The sequence below is a fragment of the Rhizobium sp. CECT 9324 genome, from assembly GCF_918741265.1.
In the GTDB taxonomy this organism is placed as follows: Bacteria; Pseudomonadota; Alphaproteobacteria; order Rhizobiales; family Rhizobiaceae; genus Allorhizobium.
Map to the genome: position 1 here is coordinate 1,096,710 of NZ_CAKKMZ010000002.1, position 17,866 is coordinate 1,114,575.

Annotated in this window: 17 protein-coding genes; 12 read left to right on the forward strand and 5 right to left on the reverse strand. The window is 58.2% G+C overall.

Features of this window, described 5'->3' with window-relative positions:
- Positions 1–68: 68 nt before the first annotated feature.
- From traA to LQ231_RS24935, 5 genes are all read left to right on the forward strand, one after another.
- Complete coding sequence (gene traA / locus LQ231_RS24915; RefSeq protein ID WP_230174760.1) at positions 69–3,371, forward strand: Ti-type conjugative transfer relaxase TraA; 3,303 nt, start codon at positions 69–71, stop codon at positions 3,369–3,371.
- Positions 3,372–3,415: 44 nt separating this feature from the next.
- A complete protein-coding gene (gene traF, locus LQ231_RS24920) occupies positions 3,416–3,898 on the forward strand; it encodes a conjugative transfer signal peptidase TraF (protein WP_230175064.1) in 483 nt (160 codons plus the stop codon).
- A gap of 16 nt (positions 3,899–3,914) precedes the next feature.
- Positions 3,915–5,063 (forward strand): conjugal transfer protein TraB, encoded by a 1,149-nt coding sequence (locus LQ231_RS24925; protein WP_290371392.1) that lies wholly within the window; start codon positions 3,915–3,917, stop codon positions 5,061–5,063.
- Between the two features lie 4 nt (positions 5,064–5,067).
- On the forward strand, positions 5,068–5,691 hold the full coding sequence (locus LQ231_RS24930; RefSeq protein WP_230174763.1) for a TraH family protein: 624 nt from the start codon (positions 5,068–5,070) through the stop codon (positions 5,689–5,691).
- A 339-nt stretch (positions 5,692–6,030) separates the two neighbouring features.
- Positions 6,031–6,339 (forward strand): transcriptional repressor TraM, encoded by a 309-nt coding sequence (locus LQ231_RS24935; protein WP_230174764.1) that lies wholly within the window; start codon positions 6,031–6,033, stop codon positions 6,337–6,339.
- Between the two features lie 11 nt (positions 6,340–6,350).
- Here the strand turns inward: LQ231_RS24935 and traR are convergent, their stop codons facing one another.
- Positions 6,351–7,055, reverse strand: a complete 705-nt coding sequence (gene traR / locus LQ231_RS24940; protein ID WP_230174766.1) for a transcriptional regulator TraR — start codon at positions 7,053–7,055, stop codon at positions 6,351–6,353.
- 149 nt (positions 7,056–7,204) lie between these two features.
- Here traR and LQ231_RS24945 point away from each other — a divergent pair, with 149 nt between their 5' ends.
- The 7 genes from LQ231_RS24945 (at position 7,205) to LQ231_RS24975 (ending at position 14,430) form a co-directional block, all read left to right on the forward strand.
- Positions 7,205–7,567 carry a hypothetical protein gene (locus tag LQ231_RS24945; protein WP_230174768.1) on the forward strand — a complete coding sequence of 121 codons (363 nt, stop codon included), beginning with the start codon at positions 7,205–7,207 and terminating at the stop codon, positions 7,565–7,567.
- Positions 7,567–8,427: a hypothetical protein gene (locus LQ231_RS24950; protein WP_230174770.1), complete on the forward strand. Its 861-nt coding sequence runs from the start codon at positions 7,567–7,569 to the stop codon at positions 8,425–8,427. Before LQ231_RS24945 ends, LQ231_RS24950 begins: the two co-directional genes overlap by 1 nt.
- A gap of 225 nt (positions 8,428–8,652) precedes the next feature.
- Complete coding sequence (locus tag LQ231_RS24955) at positions 8,653–10,359, forward strand: hypothetical protein (protein ID WP_230174771.1); 1,707 nt, start codon at positions 8,653–8,655, stop codon at positions 10,357–10,359.
- Between the two features lies 1 nt (position 10,360).
- A complete protein-coding gene (locus LQ231_RS24960; RefSeq protein ID WP_230174773.1) occupies positions 10,361–11,014 on the forward strand; it encodes a hypothetical protein in 654 nt (217 codons plus the stop codon).
- Positions 10,995–11,540, forward strand: coding sequence for a hypothetical protein (locus tag LQ231_RS24965; protein WP_230174775.1), 546 nt, complete (start codon positions 10,995–10,997; stop codon positions 11,538–11,540). The genes LQ231_RS24960 and LQ231_RS24965 overlap by 20 nt, the downstream gene beginning before the upstream one ends.
- Positions 11,541–11,921: 381 nt before the next feature.
- Positions 11,922–12,953, forward strand: coding sequence for a hypothetical protein (locus LQ231_RS24970; RefSeq protein WP_230174777.1), 1,032 nt, complete (start codon positions 11,922–11,924; stop codon positions 12,951–12,953).
- A 1,159-nt stretch (positions 12,954–14,112) separates the two neighbouring features.
- Positions 14,113–14,430: a MarR family transcriptional regulator gene (locus LQ231_RS24975; protein ID WP_230174779.1), complete on the forward strand. Its 318-nt coding sequence runs from the start codon at positions 14,113–14,115 to the stop codon at positions 14,428–14,430.
- A 73-nt stretch (positions 14,431–14,503) separates the two neighbouring features.
- Here the strand turns inward: LQ231_RS24975 and trbI are convergent, their stop codons facing one another.
- Genes trbI through LQ231_RS24995 form a run of 4 tightly spaced genes read right to left on the reverse strand, consistent with a single transcriptional unit; the run spans position 14,504 to position 17,859 of the window.
- Positions 14,504–15,826 carry an IncP-type conjugal transfer protein TrbI gene (trbI, locus tag LQ231_RS24980; RefSeq protein ID WP_230174781.1) on the reverse strand — a complete coding sequence of 441 codons (1,323 nt, stop codon included), beginning with the start codon at positions 15,824–15,826 and terminating at the stop codon, positions 14,504–14,506.
- Between the two features lie 11 nt (positions 15,827–15,837).
- Entirely contained in the window at positions 15,838–16,314 is a 477-nt protein-coding gene (gene trbH / locus LQ231_RS24985) for a conjugal transfer protein TrbH (RefSeq protein WP_230174783.1), read from the reverse strand.
- Positions 16,314–17,165: a P-type conjugative transfer protein TrbG gene (trbG, locus tag LQ231_RS24990; RefSeq protein WP_230174785.1), complete on the reverse strand. Its 852-nt coding sequence runs from the start codon at positions 17,163–17,165 to the stop codon at positions 16,314–16,316. Before trbG ends, trbH begins: the two co-directional genes overlap by 1 nt.
- A gap of 16 nt (positions 17,166–17,181) precedes the next feature.
- On the reverse strand, positions 17,182–17,859 hold the full coding sequence (locus LQ231_RS24995) for a conjugal transfer protein TrbF (RefSeq protein ID WP_230174787.1): 678 nt from the start codon (positions 17,857–17,859) through the stop codon (positions 17,182–17,184).
- Between the last annotated feature and the right edge of the window lie 7 nt (positions 17,860–17,866).

Here is a 17,866-nt window from a genome sequence, read left to right on the forward strand (position 1 = left end):
CCTGGCGGGGCCGGGCTGGACCGCCGCTCCCGACAAACGAAGGTTTAAACTTTGGGGATTTCATCGCCTTGGCCATCGCCCATTTCTCAGCCAGCATTGTCAGCCGCGGCGACGGCCGCAGCGCCGTGCTGTCTGCTGCGTACCGGCACTGCGCCAAGATGGAATACGAGCGCGAAGCCCGCACCATCGACTACACCCGCAAGCAGGGCCTGCTGCACGAAGAGTTTGTGCTTCCCGTCGATGCCCCGAAATGGGCACGGGCGTTGATTGCTGACCGCTCTGTCTCCGGCGCGGTCGAAGCCTTCTGGAACAAGGCCGAGACGTTCGAGAAACGCTCCGACGCGCAGCTTGCCCGGGACCTGACCATCGCTCTTCCACTGGAGCTGACGCCGCAGCAGAACATTGCCCTGGTTCGCGACTTCGTGGAAAAACACATTCTCGCCAAGGGCATGGTGGCGGACTGGGTTTATCACGACAACCCCGGCAATCCGCACATCCATCTGATGACGACATTGCGCCCGCTGACGGAAGATGGTTTCGGGGCAAAGAAAGTCGCGGTGACAGGAGAGGATGGCCAGCCAGTCCGCACCAAAACCGGCAAGATCCTGTACCAGCTCTGGGCCGGCTCGACGGACGACTTCAACATCTTGCGCGATGGATGGTTCGAACGTCAGAACCACCACCTGGCGCTGGGTGGTATCGATCTTCGCATCGACGGCCAATCCTTCGAGAAGCAGGGCATCGACCTGGAGCCAACCATCCATCTCGGCGTCGGCGCCAAGGCGATCGAGCGCAAGACCAAAGAACAGGGCGTGCGTCCGGAGCTCGAGCGGATCGAGTTGAACGAGCAGCGGCGCAGTGAGAATGCTCGCCGAATTCTTCGTAGCCCAGGCATCGTGCTTGACCTGATCACCCGTGAGAAGAGTGTATTCGACGAGCGCGATGTGGCGAAGGTGCTGCATCGTTATATCGACGATACCGGAATTTTCCAGCAGCTCCTGGCGCGCATTCTCCAGGCCCCGGAAACTCTGCGCCTGCAGTGCGACACAATCGAGTTCGCGACCGGACAGAGGTTGCCGGCACGATACACGACGCGGGAGCTGATCCGGCTCGAAGTGGAAATGGCACGGCGATCACTCTGGCTGTCCGAGCGGGAAACGCATGCTGTTTCCAAGACGGTGCTGGAGGCGACCTTCGCGCGCCATGCCCGTCTATCGGATGAGCAGCGATCGGCGATCGAGCACGTCGCCGGTTCTGCCTGCATAGCAGCGGTCGTTGGACGTGCTGGCGCTGGCAAGACCACGATGATGAAGGCTGCCCGCGAAGCCTGGGAACTTGCTGGTTATCGCGTCGTCGGTGGAGCGCTTGCCGGCAAGGCGGCAGAGGGTCTGGAAAAAGAAGCAGGGATCCAGAGCCGCACGCTGGCATCCTGGGAGCTGTGCTGGAGGAAGGACCGCGACACGCTCGATGCCAGGACAGTATTTGTCATGGACGAGGCCGGCATGGTCGCGTCCAGGCAGATGGTCGGGTTTGTCGAGGCCGTGGTCAGGTCGGGTGCCAAGCTTGTGCTTGTTGGCGACCCCGAGCAGCTTCAGCCGATCGAAGCGGGCGCTGCGTTTCGCGCCATCTCCGATCGAATTGGCTATGCCGAACTGGAAACCATCTATCGCCAGCGAGAAGACTGGATGCGCAAAGCCTCGCTCGATCTGGCGCATGGCCGCGTTAGCGAAGCGCTCGCTGCCTATCGTTCCGAGGGCAGGGTGCTTGGGGCGGAGCTGAAGGCTCAGGCTGTCGAACACCTGGTTGCCGACTGGAACCGTGATTACGATCCGAAGAAATCCATGTTGATGCTGGCGCACCTGCGCCGCGACGTGCGCATGCTCAATGTCTTGGCGCGTGAAAAGCTTGTCGAGCGCGGCATTCTCAGTGAAGGCCATGCGTTCAAGACGGCAGATGGTATCCGCCATTTCGATACCGGCGACCAGATCATCCTCCTCAAAAACGAGGGTTCGCTTGGCGTCAAGAATGGCATGATCGGCCTTGTCGTCGAGGCCGCGCCGAACCGGATATCCGTCGTGGTGGGCGAGGGCGATCAGCGGCGTCAGGTGTTGGTCGAGCAGCGCTTCTACAACAATCTCGATCACGGCTATGCCACGACGATCCATAAGAGCCAGGGTGCGACGGTCGACCGGGTGAAGGTGCTGGCCAGCCTCTCGCTCGATCGTCATCTCATCTATGTCGCGATGACCCGCCACCGCGAGGATCTGGCAGTCTATTATGGCAGCCGTTCCTTCGCGAAAGCCGGTGGTCTGACGAAAATCCTGTCGCGCAGGAATGCCAAGGAGACCACGCTCGACTACGAGCGCGGCAGTCTCTATCGCCCAGCGCTCGCCTTTGCCGAAAACCGCGGCCTGCACATCGTTCAGGTCGCCCGGACCTTGTTGCGCGACCGGCTCGACTGGACGCTGCAGCAGAAGTCGAAGCTTGCCGATCTGGCGACCCGCCTGCGAACAGTCGGCGAACGGCTTGGCCTGCTGCAAACCCTGAAAACTCAAACGACCAAGGAGACCCGCCCGATGGTGTCTGGCGTAACACTGTTTCCGGTACCACTGAGCGATGCCGTCGATCGGAAGGTAGCGGATGATCCCGCTGTGAGACACCAATGGGAGGAGGTCTCGACCCGCTTCCGCTGCGTGTTTGCTGATCCCGAGACCGCCTTCCGCGCAATGGACTTCGATGCGGTCCTCGCCGACAAACAGGTGGCAGCGCAGACGCTCGACAAACTTGTTCTTGAGCCTGCGTCAGTCGGCCCGCTTAGGGGAAAGACCGGTATTCTCGCCAGTAAGTTTGACCGCGAAGACCGTCGGGTTGCGGAACTCAACGTGCCAGCGCTGAAGCGGGAGATCGAAACCTACCTTCGGATCCGTGAGGTTGCCCTCCAGCGGATCGGAGGTGAGGAGAAGATGATGCGCCAACGCGTGTCGATCGATATACCGGCTCTGTCGCCGGCGGCGCAGACCGTGCTGGAACGGGTGCGCGACGCGATCGATCGCAATGATCTTCCCACTGCTGCGGCATACGCATTGAGCAACCGCGAAACCAAGGCCGAGATCGACGGTTTCGGCAAGGCGGTGACCGAGCGGTTCGGCGAGCGCACGCTTCTGACCAACACGGCACGCGAACCACATGGCCAGCTGTTCGACGAGCTTTCCGAGGGGCTGGCACCTCGAGAGAAGGGGCGGCTGAAAGAAGCGTGGCCGGTCATGCGGACCGCTCAGCAGCTATCGGCCCATGAGCGCACCGTTGCAACGCTGAAGCAGGTAGAGGACCTGAAGCTCGCCCAGCGTCAGACGCCGGTGATCAAGCAGTGAACGGGCGAGGGGGAATTGTGTTCGCCGCGGTGAGCGTGAGCGTCATGGTGGCTCTTGCCGGGACCGGGTTTATCGACGGCATCAGGCTGAACCTGACGCCGAGCGAGCCACTCGGAATCTGGCGTATCGAGCCTCTAAGCCGAGACCCCGTCGTTGGGGATCTTGTGTTCATCTGCCCTCCGCCCAGGCCGCAACTCGAAGAGGCATGGAAGCGCGGCTATCTCCGCCGCGGACTGTGTGCCGGCGGTTTTGCGCCCCTCATCAAGACCATTGCAGCACTCCCCGGCCAGCACATCGAGATCGGCAACACCGTCGCGATCGACGGCGCTGTTCTCAACGCTTCTCTCGTCCGCGCGAGCGACGGGCAGGGCCGTCCGATCATCCCCTATTCCGGGGGCATCGTGCCGCCGGGTCACGTGTTTCTCCACTCATCCTCTGCGAGCTCCTATGATTCCCGATATTTTGGACCGGTCCCCGACAGCGGCCTCCTCGGACTTGCCGAGCCGATCCTCACCTTCGACCCCTGACCGCTTGCACGGACCGATCCTGATCGGTCTTTCGATTGCGGTGGGCGCCATCGCCTGGAGCGTTAACATGATAACCCTTCCGGTCGCCATGTTCTTCCCGTTGCTATGGGCGAAATCGCCATCACGCGTGGTCGCGGCTGCCGTCTCGGCAGGCTATTTCCTCGCCGCATCCCTGGGCTTGCCGCAGGGTGTCGGAAACTTCTACGCCGCCGATCTCTGGCCGGGCATCCTGCTTTGGGCGATGGCGTCGGTAGGCTTTACCCTCGTGCATGCCATCCTCTGGACAAGGCAACCGGGAAGGGTGCGAGCGGCGCGGTATATCGTTGCTATGATGCTGATGGCTCTGCCGCCCTTCGGGATCACCGGTTGGGCGCATCCGCTGACGGCCGCCGGCATCCTATTTCCAGGATGGGGACGGTTTGGCCTCGGCGCGACCGCGATCCTGTTGGTCATCATATCAGGTCGACGGTGGCAAATCGCTGTCGCAGTGCTGTTGGGACTATACGCCTGGTCCGCCACGGACCGGACGCAGCCAAAGGTACCAGACAGCTGGAAAGGGGTCGACCTTGAGATCGGGCAAAATCTCGGTCGCGACGGCTCGCTCAGCTATCATCGTGATCTGATCGCAGCGGTTAGAGCAAAGGCCGGAGACGCTCGTTTCGTCGTTCTGCCGGAGAGCGCGCTGGGGTTCTGGACGCCGACCGTGGCGCGTCTCTGGCAAGATGGCTTACGGGGCACCAGAGTTACGGTGATCGCGGGCGCGGCGGTCATCGATGATACAGGCTACGACAATGTCATGGTTGCCATCTCAGCCGCCAAAGCCCTTGTTCTCTACCGGGAGCGCATGCCGGTCCCTGTTTCAATGTGGCAGCCGTGGCGGGCCTGGATGGGGCAGGGCGGCGGCGCGCGCGCTCACTTTTTTGCCAATCCGGTGGTCGAGGTTGCGGGCATCAAGATCGCTCCGTTGATCTGCTACGAGCAGCTCATCCTCTGGCCGATCCTGCAGTCGATGCTTCACGATACAGACATCATTGTGGCGAGTGGAAATGGTTGGTGGACATCTGGCACGTCGATCATCGCCATCCAGCGGGCGAGCGCCGGCGCATGGTCACGGCTCTTCGGCGTGCCGATCGTCACGGCCTTCAATCAAAACCCAAAGGAATGACCAGATGATCGATGCAGCCCTAATCCAACAATGCGGCGACAAGGCTCTGAAGCCTGAGATCGCCGAGATGTTCATCGAGCGGGCGGGGTCGCAGGATCCGCTTGCCGTAACGGTACGCTCCGGAACCCGTATTGTGTTGGTGCCGAAACCCACGACGCCGGACGAGACCTTGGCACTGATACGTGACAACCTCGGCCGCAATACCGTGCGTGTTGGCATCACGCAATATCCCGCGGGGCTTGGTATCATCGAGGCCGGGCAACTGAAGCCCGATCTTATCGACGCATGTGAGAACATCCGTCTTGGTACCGCGCTGTTCGGCAAGGTCTTTCGGATAGTCACCAAGTGGTATGGAAACCCGACAGCGAAAGAAGTTCTGCCGCTGGTCCTCGACGATGCGATCATCGCCTGGAAGACAGGTTACTTCGAAGGAGTTGCCGTGTTTGGGGCCGCTGATCCAGGTGATGAAAAGCGGCCCAAATCGGCGGACGCCGATAATGTCGACGCGCGGGTTTCCGAAGGGCCAGTCCGAAACGAGACCACGTCAGTCGGGGGCAGGGCTTCAGGCGACCCCAACACAGCAAGCATCCGAATCGATTTGTCGGGCGTCGGTTCCCACAAGGAATAGAAGCTTCGCGGCCAGAGCTAAGCGCTAGGGAGATCGGAGTAAGCAACTCTATTTGCGCCGCCTCTGGCATCCTTTCGCATTGACCCTTATAGTGAAAGAGTCGCAGTACGCACTGCGTTGGGGCTTAGAATCCCCTGATGAACGGTTGGTTCCGACCGGAATGGTGCCAAGAACCCTCTGACCTTATTGGCCGGGGGCCTGTGACGTATGTCCAGGCGCCTCGGTGCTAAAGGTCTCAGGGCCGATTCATCTCGGATTCTAACCCCCGGCTAGAGTTCACAGGGTTCGTTGTCAGCGGGGGCGTACCGCAGACCAACGTCTACCGAGGCGGGATCAGGCATGTTACCGGAAAATCAAAATGTAACTGACACATGCGAGCTTCGGCCTGTGATTGGGCTTACGCGCGGACTTCCCGCAACGGACCTTGAAACGTTAACGGTCAACGCCATTCGGACACATAGGCAGCTCGTTGGAGACGCCGATAAGTTGTTCCAGTTCTTGCCCGACGAGTACAAGACAGGGGCGGTCGTCGGCGGCGCACAGCATCTCGAGTACATCGAGGCCATGATCACAATGCATGCGCAGATGCACGCGGTTACCACGCTTCTCGACATTCTCGGCTTTGTCCCGAACGTTCAAGTAAACTAGATCCGCAGCTCTCAAATGAGTTTTGCGCGGATTGCCAGTGCAACCAAGTGGGACATCGTGTGAATATCGAGGCGTTTTTTTGTCTCGTAAAGCTTGCTTTTGACCGAGTTGTATTTGACTCCTTCCAGCTCGGCCGCTTCTTCCATGGTTTTGCCGACAGCGATCCATTTTAGATACGCCGCTTCCTTTGCATCGAGCCATGCGGGGTGCTGAATGCTGGGTGTGAGCGGCAGAAGGGACATTCGGGCATGAAGTTGTCCCACCGCGGCGGCGGCGGCGATACAGTCAATATCGCGATCAAGGTCGAGCGATGTCTTTTCCGAGGCTAAAGTGAACATGGATATCGACCCATTGGCCGCTTTTACCGGGATGGTGATGCCGGAGCGGATACCGAAGTCGGCGGCGTGTGCGTAGAACGATTGCTCGGCTTTAGAAAGTCGATAGCTGTTGTGCTCGTTGCTCCAGGCAAAGGCGTGCTTCAGAGTCTTGGCGCGTTTGATGACGGGATCTAGGGTGGCGAATTTGCGCTTGAAATAGATAGACCGCCATTCCGGATGATAGTTTGAGACTGCTAGTATTTGGCCGGGCTGGATGAAGAGGTAAGCATAGCCTCCAAATCCAGCCTCGCCGGCCAATTGGCCAAGGGCTTGTTTGATTGTGTTCTCATCGCCTTGCAGTGCGGTGAGATCGGTTAGTTTGTCCAACAATTGCTGCATAACTTCCTCCGTCTTGTTGATTGGGTCGAACGAGTCGACTGTAATACCAGCATAAACTTGACCTAAAATTGCATAAGGTATAAACTGGAACTCGAACAGAGGGTGAAACCTGCAACCGAAGCGCGAAACCCAAGTATAAGGGGGTTCGCATGAAAATAACTCGGTTCATAGACCGGAAGCTTATGCTTTTGGTGCTTGGGCCTGTCGTCAGACATGTCGCAAACGCACTTTCGCTGTACTTGACAGCGCAAGGCCTTAGCACCGGAATGGTGAATCAAGTCGAAGCGGCGTTGATCGCGGGGGTGACCCTCGTGGTCAATGTCTGGTTCGAGCTTCGTGACCAAAACAAAGTCGCTGGCAAAGCTGTTGCTGCCGCTCTCGAGGCTCCAATCTACGTGCCCGCTACAGAGTTTGGCTTTGCGCCGATCTCGGATCCATGGCGCAATGTTCCCCTCGACAGCACGGCCTATTTTGATCCGGCCCGCTACCGTTTTGAACGGGAAAGCGGCTGATGACGCTCCAAGAGGTACTTCTCGAAAGCTACTATTCCGGCAATGTTTATCAGGGCTGGATCGGCGCGGCCATTGGCGCGGCCGGGTCCATCATCGGCGGTCTCTTCGGTTCTAAGAAAAAGAAAGAAGAGACGATTACCGATCAGACGACAACGTCTGAAAGCTCGGTCGATTATCAGGCCATGGCGGACAAAGCGGCGGCGGCGGGGTTTAACCCCCTGACCGCTATCCGCAATGGCGGCACTGGTGGGTTCGTAACCACGCAAACCCGCACGCAGGGCAAAAACGTCACCACGACGTCTGGTGGCGGCGCAAGCATCGGCGCCGGTATCGCTGATGCTGGTGCCCAAATCGCTCCGCTTTTCGGGTCGATGTCTGCCGCACGCGCTGACCCTATCAAGGTCAAAAACAAAACGACGGGCGCTATTTCGCCCCTCGTCTCGCAACAGCTTCGCGGCTCTACGCTGCGAGCTGGCAGCGTGGTTGTCGCACCGCGTCAAACCACGCGTACCTCTCCCGTCACGCGGTCTAATCCCGCTACTAAGACGAGGCTTGCCTCGTATCTTGAAGACGGGAAACTCACCAACACGGATGTCGGTAAACAGACCTCGTGGTGGGAAAGCGATCCCGGTCGCGTCGATGGCGCGCAATACGAAGATGCCTACGGCGAATTCGTAGGCGGTGTCCTCGGTGTGATCCCTGCCCTGCAGGACGTTTGGTATAATTCCAAACGTGCCTATGGCGCTGCCGACAATTACGTCGATCGCAAAGTGCAAGCTGCAAACTATCGCGTCATGTCGCGTCGTCCGGTTGTGAATAACCGGTCTGCGCCCGATGGCTGGCACAGGTTTGGTAACTAACCAAGAAAGAGGCCCGCCAGCAGAAGTAGGACGGCGCAACCGACTGTTACGAGGAAAATAAAGGCGGCGACGTTCTTAGCAAGCCGGATCAAAGGAGCCTCCAATGAGTGAAAAACCGAAAGTCAAGTGCTCCGGCTGTGAGGCCCGGGCACAAAAGCTGAAAGAAACATCAATCCGCGTGTGGCGCAAGGCCCAAAGCGCGGTTAAGTGGAAAAGGACACGCTAATGCAAACCACCCACAAGCAAATCCGCGATATTGCTCGGACCAATACGACGCCGCTCCAGCTGCCGCGCTCGACGCGTGAAGTGCCTATCATGGCTGGTACGTCGGTGCCTGCGGGCAAGATGACGCCCGTCACGGCATTTCCTTTGTTGCGTGAAGACGCTCTCAAAACCTCGACCATTTATTGTAAGGTCGATTTGATGGAAGCCGTTGAAGCTGTCCGCAACCCTATTCGGGTACGTTTCATGGCTTACTTCGTGCCGTTCCTTGCCTTCTCGAAGTTCGACGGCGGCCGGGACGAGTTCGACCGGTCTTATATGAAGACGGCGGGTGCCAACGGGCAGCCCGTCACGCCGTTCTTCGAAACCGTCAATGCCGGTGCTGTCGGGTCTATCCCGATCCACAAATACCTGGGTCTTCATGCGCCCGCGAATGCGAACGTCAATGATGCCTATATCAGGGCCTATAACCTGATTTGGAATTTCCGCGCTCGCAATCGGTCGCAGACCTTGTTCAATGCCAAGAAACGGCTTGAAACCGCCACTTCTCTCGCCCCGGCCTTCTGGAACCATGAACAGTTCAAGTACATTGTTCCCGACTGGGACGATGTCGCTATGGAGGGCGCGGTAGACCTGACGTTCACCACGGGCAACATACCGCTCCGTGGAACGCTTGCGCAACGCTACGTGCCTGTCGCAGGTGACGGGGCCACTACCCTGCAAGTCAGCGGCACTAATGGCTTGTCCAATCGTAGTCTTATTACCGCGTCTACCACTGGCGTTGATTACGCGGGCGCGCGCCTTGGTGCGGATATCAATAACCTTCAAGGCCTTCGTGCCGATCTTCAAAACGCGTATGCGGATCTAGGGTCGGCCGGCATTAAGTTTTCGCTCGCGAACATTGAGCTTGCAAAGAAAGCGCAATGGTACGCGGATGCGAAAGCGCGGTTCGAAGGTCTCGTGCAGGGTGAATTGCCCGACAACGTCACGATTGATCTTCTGATGCAAGGCATCAATGTTCCAGACAAGATGTGGCAACAGCCTATTCTTGTCGCTGACAAGACGGAAGTCGCGAACCTTGACAAACGCTGGGCAACTGATGGTGCTAACCTATCCAGCGCCGTCGTCAATGGTGAGGCAATGACGGTTATGAACCTCGTCATGCCACGTTGCCCGACTGGCGGTATTATGATGGTGGTCGCTGAAATTCTGCCCGATCAGATTTTCGAGCGTATGCAGGACCCGCTCCTGTTTACGACGGATGTCGCAACGCTTCCTCGCGCCGACAGGGATGATCAAGATCCGCAGAAAGTGCAGCGTATTTCCAGCGGCGCGCTGGATACCAGTCATACTGCCTTCAATGGCCTGTTCGGCTATGCCCCTCTCAATTGGCCGTGGCAAGCGTCCTACACGCGCCTCGGCGGGAAGTATTTCCGCTCCGCGCCGTCCGCGACGTTCAATCAAGACCGTGCGCAGTTCTGGACGGTCGAGCAAGTCGACGTCCAATACAATGCGGACTTCATGATCTCTGAGAACATGAACCAATTGCCGTTTCAGCTTCTCAATGCTGACGTTGGCGAAGCCCAAATCATGGGGTCCGCCATCATCGAAGGCAATACGATCTTCGGTGAGCGGCTGCTCGAAAACGACAACGCATACGCGGAAGTGCTGGCAAATGTTGACCAGTCCCGCATCATTAAGGGCGTCTAACATGCAAAAGCTCAATGCAATTCAGGCCTACAAGCTCATCGGTGAAGGCGAGAGCGTGTCATTCACGGCGGAGGAATATCTTAACGACCAGCCCCGCACGATCAAGATGTCTCTTAACTGCGACAGCGATGTGTCCTTGTACGTTACTAACATGGAAGAACAATACGACCCGGGGACCGGCGAATGGGCCTCTGACACTCGGCTTCTCGCCTTTATCAAGGCGGGTTCTGAACAACTCGATTTCGCTTACCAGGGCAATTTCCTTTTGACGCCCTCGGGCGGCGATATCTGGCTTCATACCTACGATGCGGGCAACTTCGTGGTCGAAAAGGCCGATCACGAAAACTACGCTCGCGTCTTCGAACGTGAGGAAGAGGACCCCGTTCTTGCGGCGATCAAGTATCAGGCGCTCCAGAACAAGCGCCTGCTAGATGCCCAGATGGCGCAAGATCGCGCCGAACGCATGGCCATGTTGGCCGAAATGCAAGCTCTGAGGGAAGCCGCGAATGTCACTGCGCCTGCACCTGCTCCAGCTCCAGCTCCAGCGGTCGCTCCAGCCGGGGTCGCCCCCGTGGGCGCACCAGCTCCTGCTCCGGCAATTGAACCAGCTGCAAGCGCAAATGGCGGGGAACCCAATGCCAACGCCGGAGCCTGACCGCTGGTCGGCGGATAGCCGGTATCAATCCGCGCTCAACGCCATGCGCAATCCCGGCTTCCTCAAGACGCCGAAATACCAAGAGCAACAAAAGCGCGCCCTCACTGAGGGCGCGCACCCCCACATTGTCGAGCTTGCCCGCAAGTCCGTCAAACGCTTCCACGGCATGGGTATTCCCATTTTCCCGCACTGCATCGTCAGGACGGAGGAACAGCAACAGGCGGCGTTCGACTCCAAAGTGTCATGGGACAGCCCCGCCGACGGCCTCTGGCCGCACAGATTCGGCGCTGTCGATCTGATCCACGGCACTATGGGCTGGATGGATAAGCCCTACATTGCCCAGGCATGGCCCATCATCGGCCACGTCGTCAAAGAGGTGGCTCTCTCGATGTCCATTAAGATCGTGTGGGGAGGGGACTTCTCCCCCGCCAAATACGATCCTGCTCACTTCGAACTGGCCAACTGGAAACAGATTGCCAGAACGGGCGACAAATACTGGACGCCAAAGTATCAGGCTTTAGCCTGATCAAAGGGGGCGCTAACGCGCGCCCCCGCACCCCCTCAACAGCGGACGGGAAAACGCCGGTGCTAAACCGACGACGGTAAACCCGCGTCAAAACGGCCCCTCCCGCCCTCATAAGCAAAGCAACGTCGCAACAATTGCGACGGGCAAAAGCGCGCGCCTACGTATCACCCTCATGTGTACGTAGGCGCGCGCCTCATACTCCCTTGTCTCAATGTGCATTTACTGACACCGGCTCGAAAGGAACAAAAAATGTGTCTCGAAAGAGGTCACTTGCGTGACGGAACCGAGTTCCGGTGTCGAAAATGCTGGCAATGCACGGAAGCCCGCGTAGACGGATGGGTCGGACGCTGCATTGCCGAGAGTAGGACAAGCGTCAAGTCGGTGTTTCTAACCCTGACCTATGGACGCGATGAAGAGGGCAACGAAAGTCACACCCGCTCATCGATCTTGACCTACTCGGATTGCCAGAAATATTTCAAACAGCTCCGCAAGCGCGGGCTAAAATTCCGCTACCTCATAGTGGGAGAAATAGGCTCCAAAAAGGGCCGCACTCACTGGCATATCCTGCTCTTCTTTCAGGAAGAGCTACCAGACGGATTCTGGGATTACGGCCAAAATTCATGGCACCGCGCAAAGCGCAAAAAGCGCGAAGCGGTTTGGGTCCCTCTCGTCTGGAACAAACGCTTCAACGAACCATGCTGGCCGCACGGCTTTAGCCAGTGGGATCAACTCCACTACGGCCATGAAAAAGGCGGCGTACGCTACGCCTGTAAATACATCAACAAAGATGTTGATGACGTTGAAGCACAATCCAAGCTTTGCATGTCAAAGCGCCCGCCGATAGGCGCTATATACTTCGATCAGCTTTCTATGAAGCTGGTAGATGAGGGCGTTAGCCCGCAAGACGCCTATTATACGTTCCCCAATCAAGCGAAGCGAAAAAACGGAACTGTCATCCGGTTCCAACTCGCAAACAAGTCCTCGGACCTGTTCTGCGAAAACTACATTCTAAACTGGCGCGGCCTGCCGAAACCTTGGGGTAGGCACGGTCCGCCTGCTATCGATCATGGTAGGCCGTGGCACTATCCCGATAGTGAATATGTGCAAGAGTTTGAAGACCGCATGAATAGCGACGAATTCGTCGCGGATCCTGAATTCCTCGAATGGTACAATGAGAGAAGAGGCAAATGGCTAAGCGTAGAAAAACAAGTGACAAAGCCCAAATCGGCCTATCTAATGCAAACAGAGTGGCTCCAAGCCCGATCGAACAAGGCAATCGTTCACTACGGTCACGTAGTCAATCCGCTGTTCGTCCTGTGGATAAGCCCCTTCTCAAAAGGGCTGGGCCGATACAAAAAAGCGAAAGCCAAAAACCAAAGCGGCCAAGCCGTCTGGCTGCGCTCAATCTGTTGAGCGATGCCGCTGAAAACAGAGCCTACAGGCGACAAATCTATGACGAGGGCCATTCGATGGCCCACGAAAGGGCCTCTCAAATCATCACACAAAACATTCCCGACGCAGCGCGGGTCGGAACCTTCCGCGTAAGCGTACCGCTAATAAGGGTTGATCCGATAAGGAACAATCCCTCCAGAAACAAAAGGGGGGTGGTAGATGAGGGGGTCTCCCCCTCCTCTTGGGGTTCGCTAGGGGCAAAGCCCCTACCGGCGCGCGAAGCGCGCCCTCTACCCCAAGCGAAGCGCGGGGTGACTGACAAAGTCAGTCCAAGCACGTCTGCCAAGCACGAAAGTTCAACCCCGTTGCGCGACGGCCCCACGTGCAAACCCAGACCGCAACCTACAGCGGGCATGGGAACCTCACGCGAATTTATTCCGTGGTGTGATGTAAAAAAACGCTGAACGGCGCTTGCCAAAAAGCGCAAATCAGTTCAGCAAGATAACAGGGGTCGCTAAAAAGCGGCCCCACAAACGCAACTCGCGTTAAAGGTGTAGTGTCACCGTCTGTTCCCGGTTTGTGCGGCTAGGATCGCATAAGGTATATTATGGAACCTATTGAAGTTACCGACCTACAGAGAAATTTCGTCGTTAATCTGCCCGACCGTTACATGGATACGGCTTCATCACTGTCATCAGAAGATTTGACGCGCGGGCCCCGTCAGACGCTTGAGCGACGACCTTGGTGTTCCACTGCACGGATGTTCCCAGCTGCCGCGGCGCTGAGGTTAGCCGCTCAAAAGTATGCGGGTCCGCCTCATTTCAAGCGGCATTTGAGTGCATCGGGCGGACTGAGATAAAATCTGGTGCCTCGAGTGCAGAAACATTCCCGGCGACAAAACACCGTTCCATCCGGCCCCCATTTCGAAAGGAAAATCAAGCAACGCGATGTAACCGTGCTGCTCTAGGGAGCCTTTCGCCCCTTGCGTTGTTGTTCGAATGGGCTATACAAAATAGGAACCTATACAGATAGATAGGATATAATGCAAGTGGACGAGCATCGACCCAGATGGAACCTACGCGATCGGCCGGGCTATCTCGTCGTGCGGCTAGCGCGGCTGATGTCACGCTATGCGGAAGAGCGCATCCACCCTTTGGGCACAGGACTGGCTGGATACCCAGTGATCAATGCACTTACCGAGTGCGGCGAGATGACACAAAAACAATTGACTGAACATCTTGGGGTGGAGCAATCCAGCACTGCGCAACTTCTAAGCCGGCTCGAGCGCGACGGATTTGTAACGCGTCGAAAGGACCCAGACGATGGTAGGAGCAGCTTCATTCGCCTTACCGAGAAAGCGGCAGATGCATTGCCGGCTATCTCTGACATTATGGATAGTGGAAATGACTTGGCTGTAGAGGGGTTCAGCCGTCAGGAGGTTGAACAAGTCATCGCTTTATTGAAGCGTATGCTGGCCAATTTTGAGCCGCATCAATAGAAAGTAAAACATGCGAGCCAAACTCGGTCATTGACACGAAGTCGCTTGCGCCCATTCGTTGCCCTCGCTCACGTCAACCTTGGTATTCGCCAGTGAATATGATGTCCTGGTCAATGAGAACATTGAACTTGTAGCCCGGCCGAATTTCAAGGGTCGGTTGAACGTCCATGTTCCGCTGTATAGTCCGGTCGGCAATGCGCCCGAATGTCTCTGCGAAATTCCGCCGCACCGCATCGGAGGCCTTATCCTGGGTGGCAAGCGTCGAGCTTTGTGGAATGGCCATGTCGATGCCAGTTCCGATTAAGGCAACCAGCACCGCCGAGCCGAACGTTTTCAAATAATGGTTGTTCACCTTGTCGCTGAAACCGCCATATCCTTGCGCGTCCGTCCCCGACATGCCGCCGATTTGCAACGTCGAGCCATTCGGGAAGATGATGTCGGTCCAGACAACGAGCACACGCTTCTGTCCGAATGACACTTTGCTATCGTAACGACCGAACAGCTTCGTTCCTTGCGGAATGAGCAGACGATGCCCTGTCGCGCTGTCGTAGACGCTCTGGCTTACCTGGGCGGTGATCCTGCCCGGTAGATCGGAATTGATGCCCGTGATCAGCGTCGCCGGTATGACCGATCCTCGCTTGAGCTCGAATGGCGATTGTTGAGACACGACACGGTTCGGCAGGTAGCCAAGCTCTTTCAGGTCGGCGTTGAAGAAGTCCTCCTTGGCGCCTTGCGCATTGGGGTCTGCGTTTTGACCACCGAGCCCGGCGCGGAGCGCGGCTGCATAGAGATCGGGCGCTCGTCCAGTGTTTGTCGGAACTGTCGCGGCTCTTGCTGCCGCGTCCGCACGCGCGTCATTCGTCTCCGTACGCGCCTCCAGCTTGCCGTGATCGATCGCAAGCGGTGCATCATAGGCAGCGTTGTTCGCCTGCAGGCGGGCCATCCGCTGGCGCTGCCGCTCCCGCAGGACTTGCTCCTGTTGTTCCCGCTGAAGACGGGCCCGCCAGATGGCTTCCGCTTCGAGGTCCTGACCGCGCTGCTGCACCTCGCTTTGGCCTGGCTGTGGTGTGAAGGGATTGCTGGCTTTTTCGTCGACTTGTTTCGTCTCGACGGGCGTCGGCTGGAAGATTGTCTGCTGTTGTGGCTCGCCGATAATTCCGTCGGTGACGCCGCGTTTGATCTGGTCGGCGAACGTCGAAGCGGGGTTGCCCGAACTCGTCTCCGGGCCATTGTCCTTGCTGAAATACAGCCCGCGCGAGGCGAGCCCATAAAAGATGATGCCCAGAAACGCGACCGCAAGAACGACAATGACGATGATCGGCAGACGGTTGATCCGCCGGATAGTGGATGGGGCCCGGCTATTTTGCGCGCCGCCGAGATTGAGAGATTGCACCATATGATCCTCCCTCACCCGCGCCGCATGAGCGACAAGGCGCTCGCTGGCGTCGCACCGTTCGCCGTCACCGTATATGCGCGGCCGAGTTCGACGCGATTTGTCGATAGACGGGCCAGCACCTGACCATCGACGTCTAAGATCACATAGGCGAGCTGGATGACCGTCGCGCTGCTATCTGTCTTCTGGTCGGTGACGACGGCATAGCCCCATCCCTTCAACGCCGCCTCCAGCGCCTGGCCGAAGAGCGAGGCATCAGTCTTCAGCACAACGGTCGCTTTTCCCGGCCCGACCTGTTCGGCAAGGCGGCTCACCATATCGCCGGCAATTGCGCTGGCTGCGGGACCGGAGATTTCCGGCGGCGCGGTGCTGGAAACGAGCCCTTCTGTTCCGGTCGACTGGCATCCGGAAAGAAGGGCGGCTATGGCGTAGGCTGCGGCAAAGTTGCGGAGGGGGTGCAAGGCGCGCGAATGGGAGAGAGGGATGTTCATTACCGCCCTCCCCTTCTGATCGCGATCTTCTCCTGTTTCCAGCCGACGCCGGAGACGAGCACCGCGCGATCGACATGGTAATCGACGACCATCATGTCGCCCTTCATCCGGTAATTGACGATCCTGTTCTGCCCGCCAGATGTGACGAACAGAACGGGCGCATCCTGGCCGGAGATCGAGCGTGGAAACTGGATGTAGGTCTTGAGCCCATCGGAATAGACCCGCGTCGGCCGCCAGCCGGCGTTGCCCGAGACCGAATAGGAAAAATTCAATTGTTCGGCCGGGACGCCGGCACCCGGGATGGTGCTCGCTTCCAGCCGCGCATTGACGTCGGCGAGTTTCGCCGAAACATCCTCCGGATATTCAAAGCCGACACGTGCCATATACTGGCTCGGATGCGACTTGAGCTGGATGTGATAGGTGCGACGTGACGTTGTCACCACCATCGAGGTCACGAGACCAGGCTCCGACGGTTTGATGATCAAGTGGATGGCCTGTCCGCCGGCAGCACCCGAAGTCGCGGGCTCTACCTTCCAGCGCACCGTGTCGCCAACCAGTACGTCGCGGACCACCTCGCCGCCTTGCAATTCAATGTCGCAAACCTGCAGCGGCGAGCAGACGACGGAGGGCTGCACCTCGCCGTAGAGAAAGATCACCTTGCCGTCAGGGCCTTTGGTGACGAGACCGCGCGAGCCGCGCCACTGGGTGGAGATACCCATGCCCTTTGCTTCGTTGGCTGTGACGCCATCGGCAGCATATGCGTGCAGAGGAGCGACCACTGAAGACGCCAACATTGCCGAGGCGAAAACGCTCGTCAGGGTGGCCGGTGTTCTTGTGTGCGGAATAATCATTTTGGGGCCATGCCTTTCAAAGCTGTGCGGACCAGTCGAAGTCGCGGAGATAGAGACCGATGGGGTTCAAGCGAATGACACCCTCGTCGTGCGGCGGCGTCAGGGTTACGGAGGCGATACCGCGGAAACGGCGGACGGCGGTTTCCTTGCCGCGCCGGTCACGCTCGAATTCGGTCCAGTCCAACTGGTAGCTCTGGTTTGACAGCGCGACGATATTGTTGACCTCGATGGCCACCGTCGAGTTCTTCGCTTTCTCGAAGGGTGAGTTCGAGCGAAACCAGGCATTGACCTTCTCGGTCGCCGGATCGGCTGTCCTCAGCAGCCCATAGGTTCGGTCGATATACTGCTTCTGCACGACCGCATCCGGCGTCACACTCCGAAAATTCGAGACGAAGCTGCCAAGGGTGGCACGTACCACACGCGGATCGGCGTATTCGATCTGTTGGGGAAATCCGGCGTTGACGGCCGTGCCCAGCTTGTCGACCTCGACGATATAGGGAACGAGCTTGACCTGCGTGCTTTGGTAAAGCGCATAGCCAAAGCCAATCACGGCCATGGTCATGCCGGCTATGCCGACGATGCGCCATGCGGCGGCGGATCTGACGTAGGAGCCATAGCGCTCGTTCCATTCGTTGCGGGCGGCGATATAGGGATTGGCAAGATCGGGATGATCAAGCGGATTGTGTCCGGCCATGGCTGAT

Coding starts and splice junctions, on each gene's coding strand:
- LQ231_RS24930 (WP_230174763.1), top strand. CDS start 5,068: ATGATCGATGCAGCCCTAATCCAACAATGCGGCGACAAGGCTCTGAAG.
- LQ231_RS24935 (WP_230174764.1), top strand. CDS start 6,031: ATGTTACCGGAAAATCAAAATGTAACTGACACATGCGAGCTTCGGCCT.
- LQ231_RS24950 (WP_230174770.1), top strand. CDS start 7,567: ATGACGCTCCAAGAGGTACTTCTCGAAAGCTACTATTCCGGCAATGTT.
- trbI (WP_230174781.1), bottom strand. CDS start 15,826: ATGGTGCAATCTCTCAATCTCGGCGGCGCGCAAAATAGCCGGGCCCCA.
- trbH (WP_230174783.1), bottom strand. CDS start 16,314: ATGAACATCCCTCTCTCCCATTCGCGCGCCTTGCACCCCCTCCGCAAC.
- LQ231_RS24965 (WP_230174775.1), top strand. CDS start 10,995: ATGCCAACGCCGGAGCCTGACCGCTGGTCGGCGGATAGCCGGTATCAA.
- LQ231_RS24945 (WP_230174768.1), top strand. CDS start 7,205: ATGAAAATAACTCGGTTCATAGACCGGAAGCTTATGCTTTTGGTGCTT.
- LQ231_RS24960 (WP_230174773.1), top strand. CDS start 10,361: ATGCAAAAGCTCAATGCAATTCAGGCCTACAAGCTCATCGGTGAAGGC.
- traF (WP_230175064.1), top strand. CDS start 3,416: ATGGTGGCTCTTGCCGGGACCGGGTTTATCGACGGCATCAGGCTGAAC.
- traR (WP_230174766.1), bottom strand. CDS start 7,055: ATGCAGCAATTGTTGGACAAACTAACCGATCTCACCGCACTGCAAGGC.
- trbG (WP_230174785.1), bottom strand. CDS start 17,165: ATGATTATTCCGCACACAAGAACACCGGCCACCCTGACGAGCGTTTTC.
- LQ231_RS24955 (WP_230174771.1), top strand. CDS start 8,653: ATGCAAACCACCCACAAGCAAATCCGCGATATTGCTCGGACCAATACG.
- LQ231_RS24995 (WP_230174787.1), bottom strand. CDS start 17,859: ATGGCCGGACACAATCCGCTTGATCATCCCGATCTTGCCAATCCCTAT.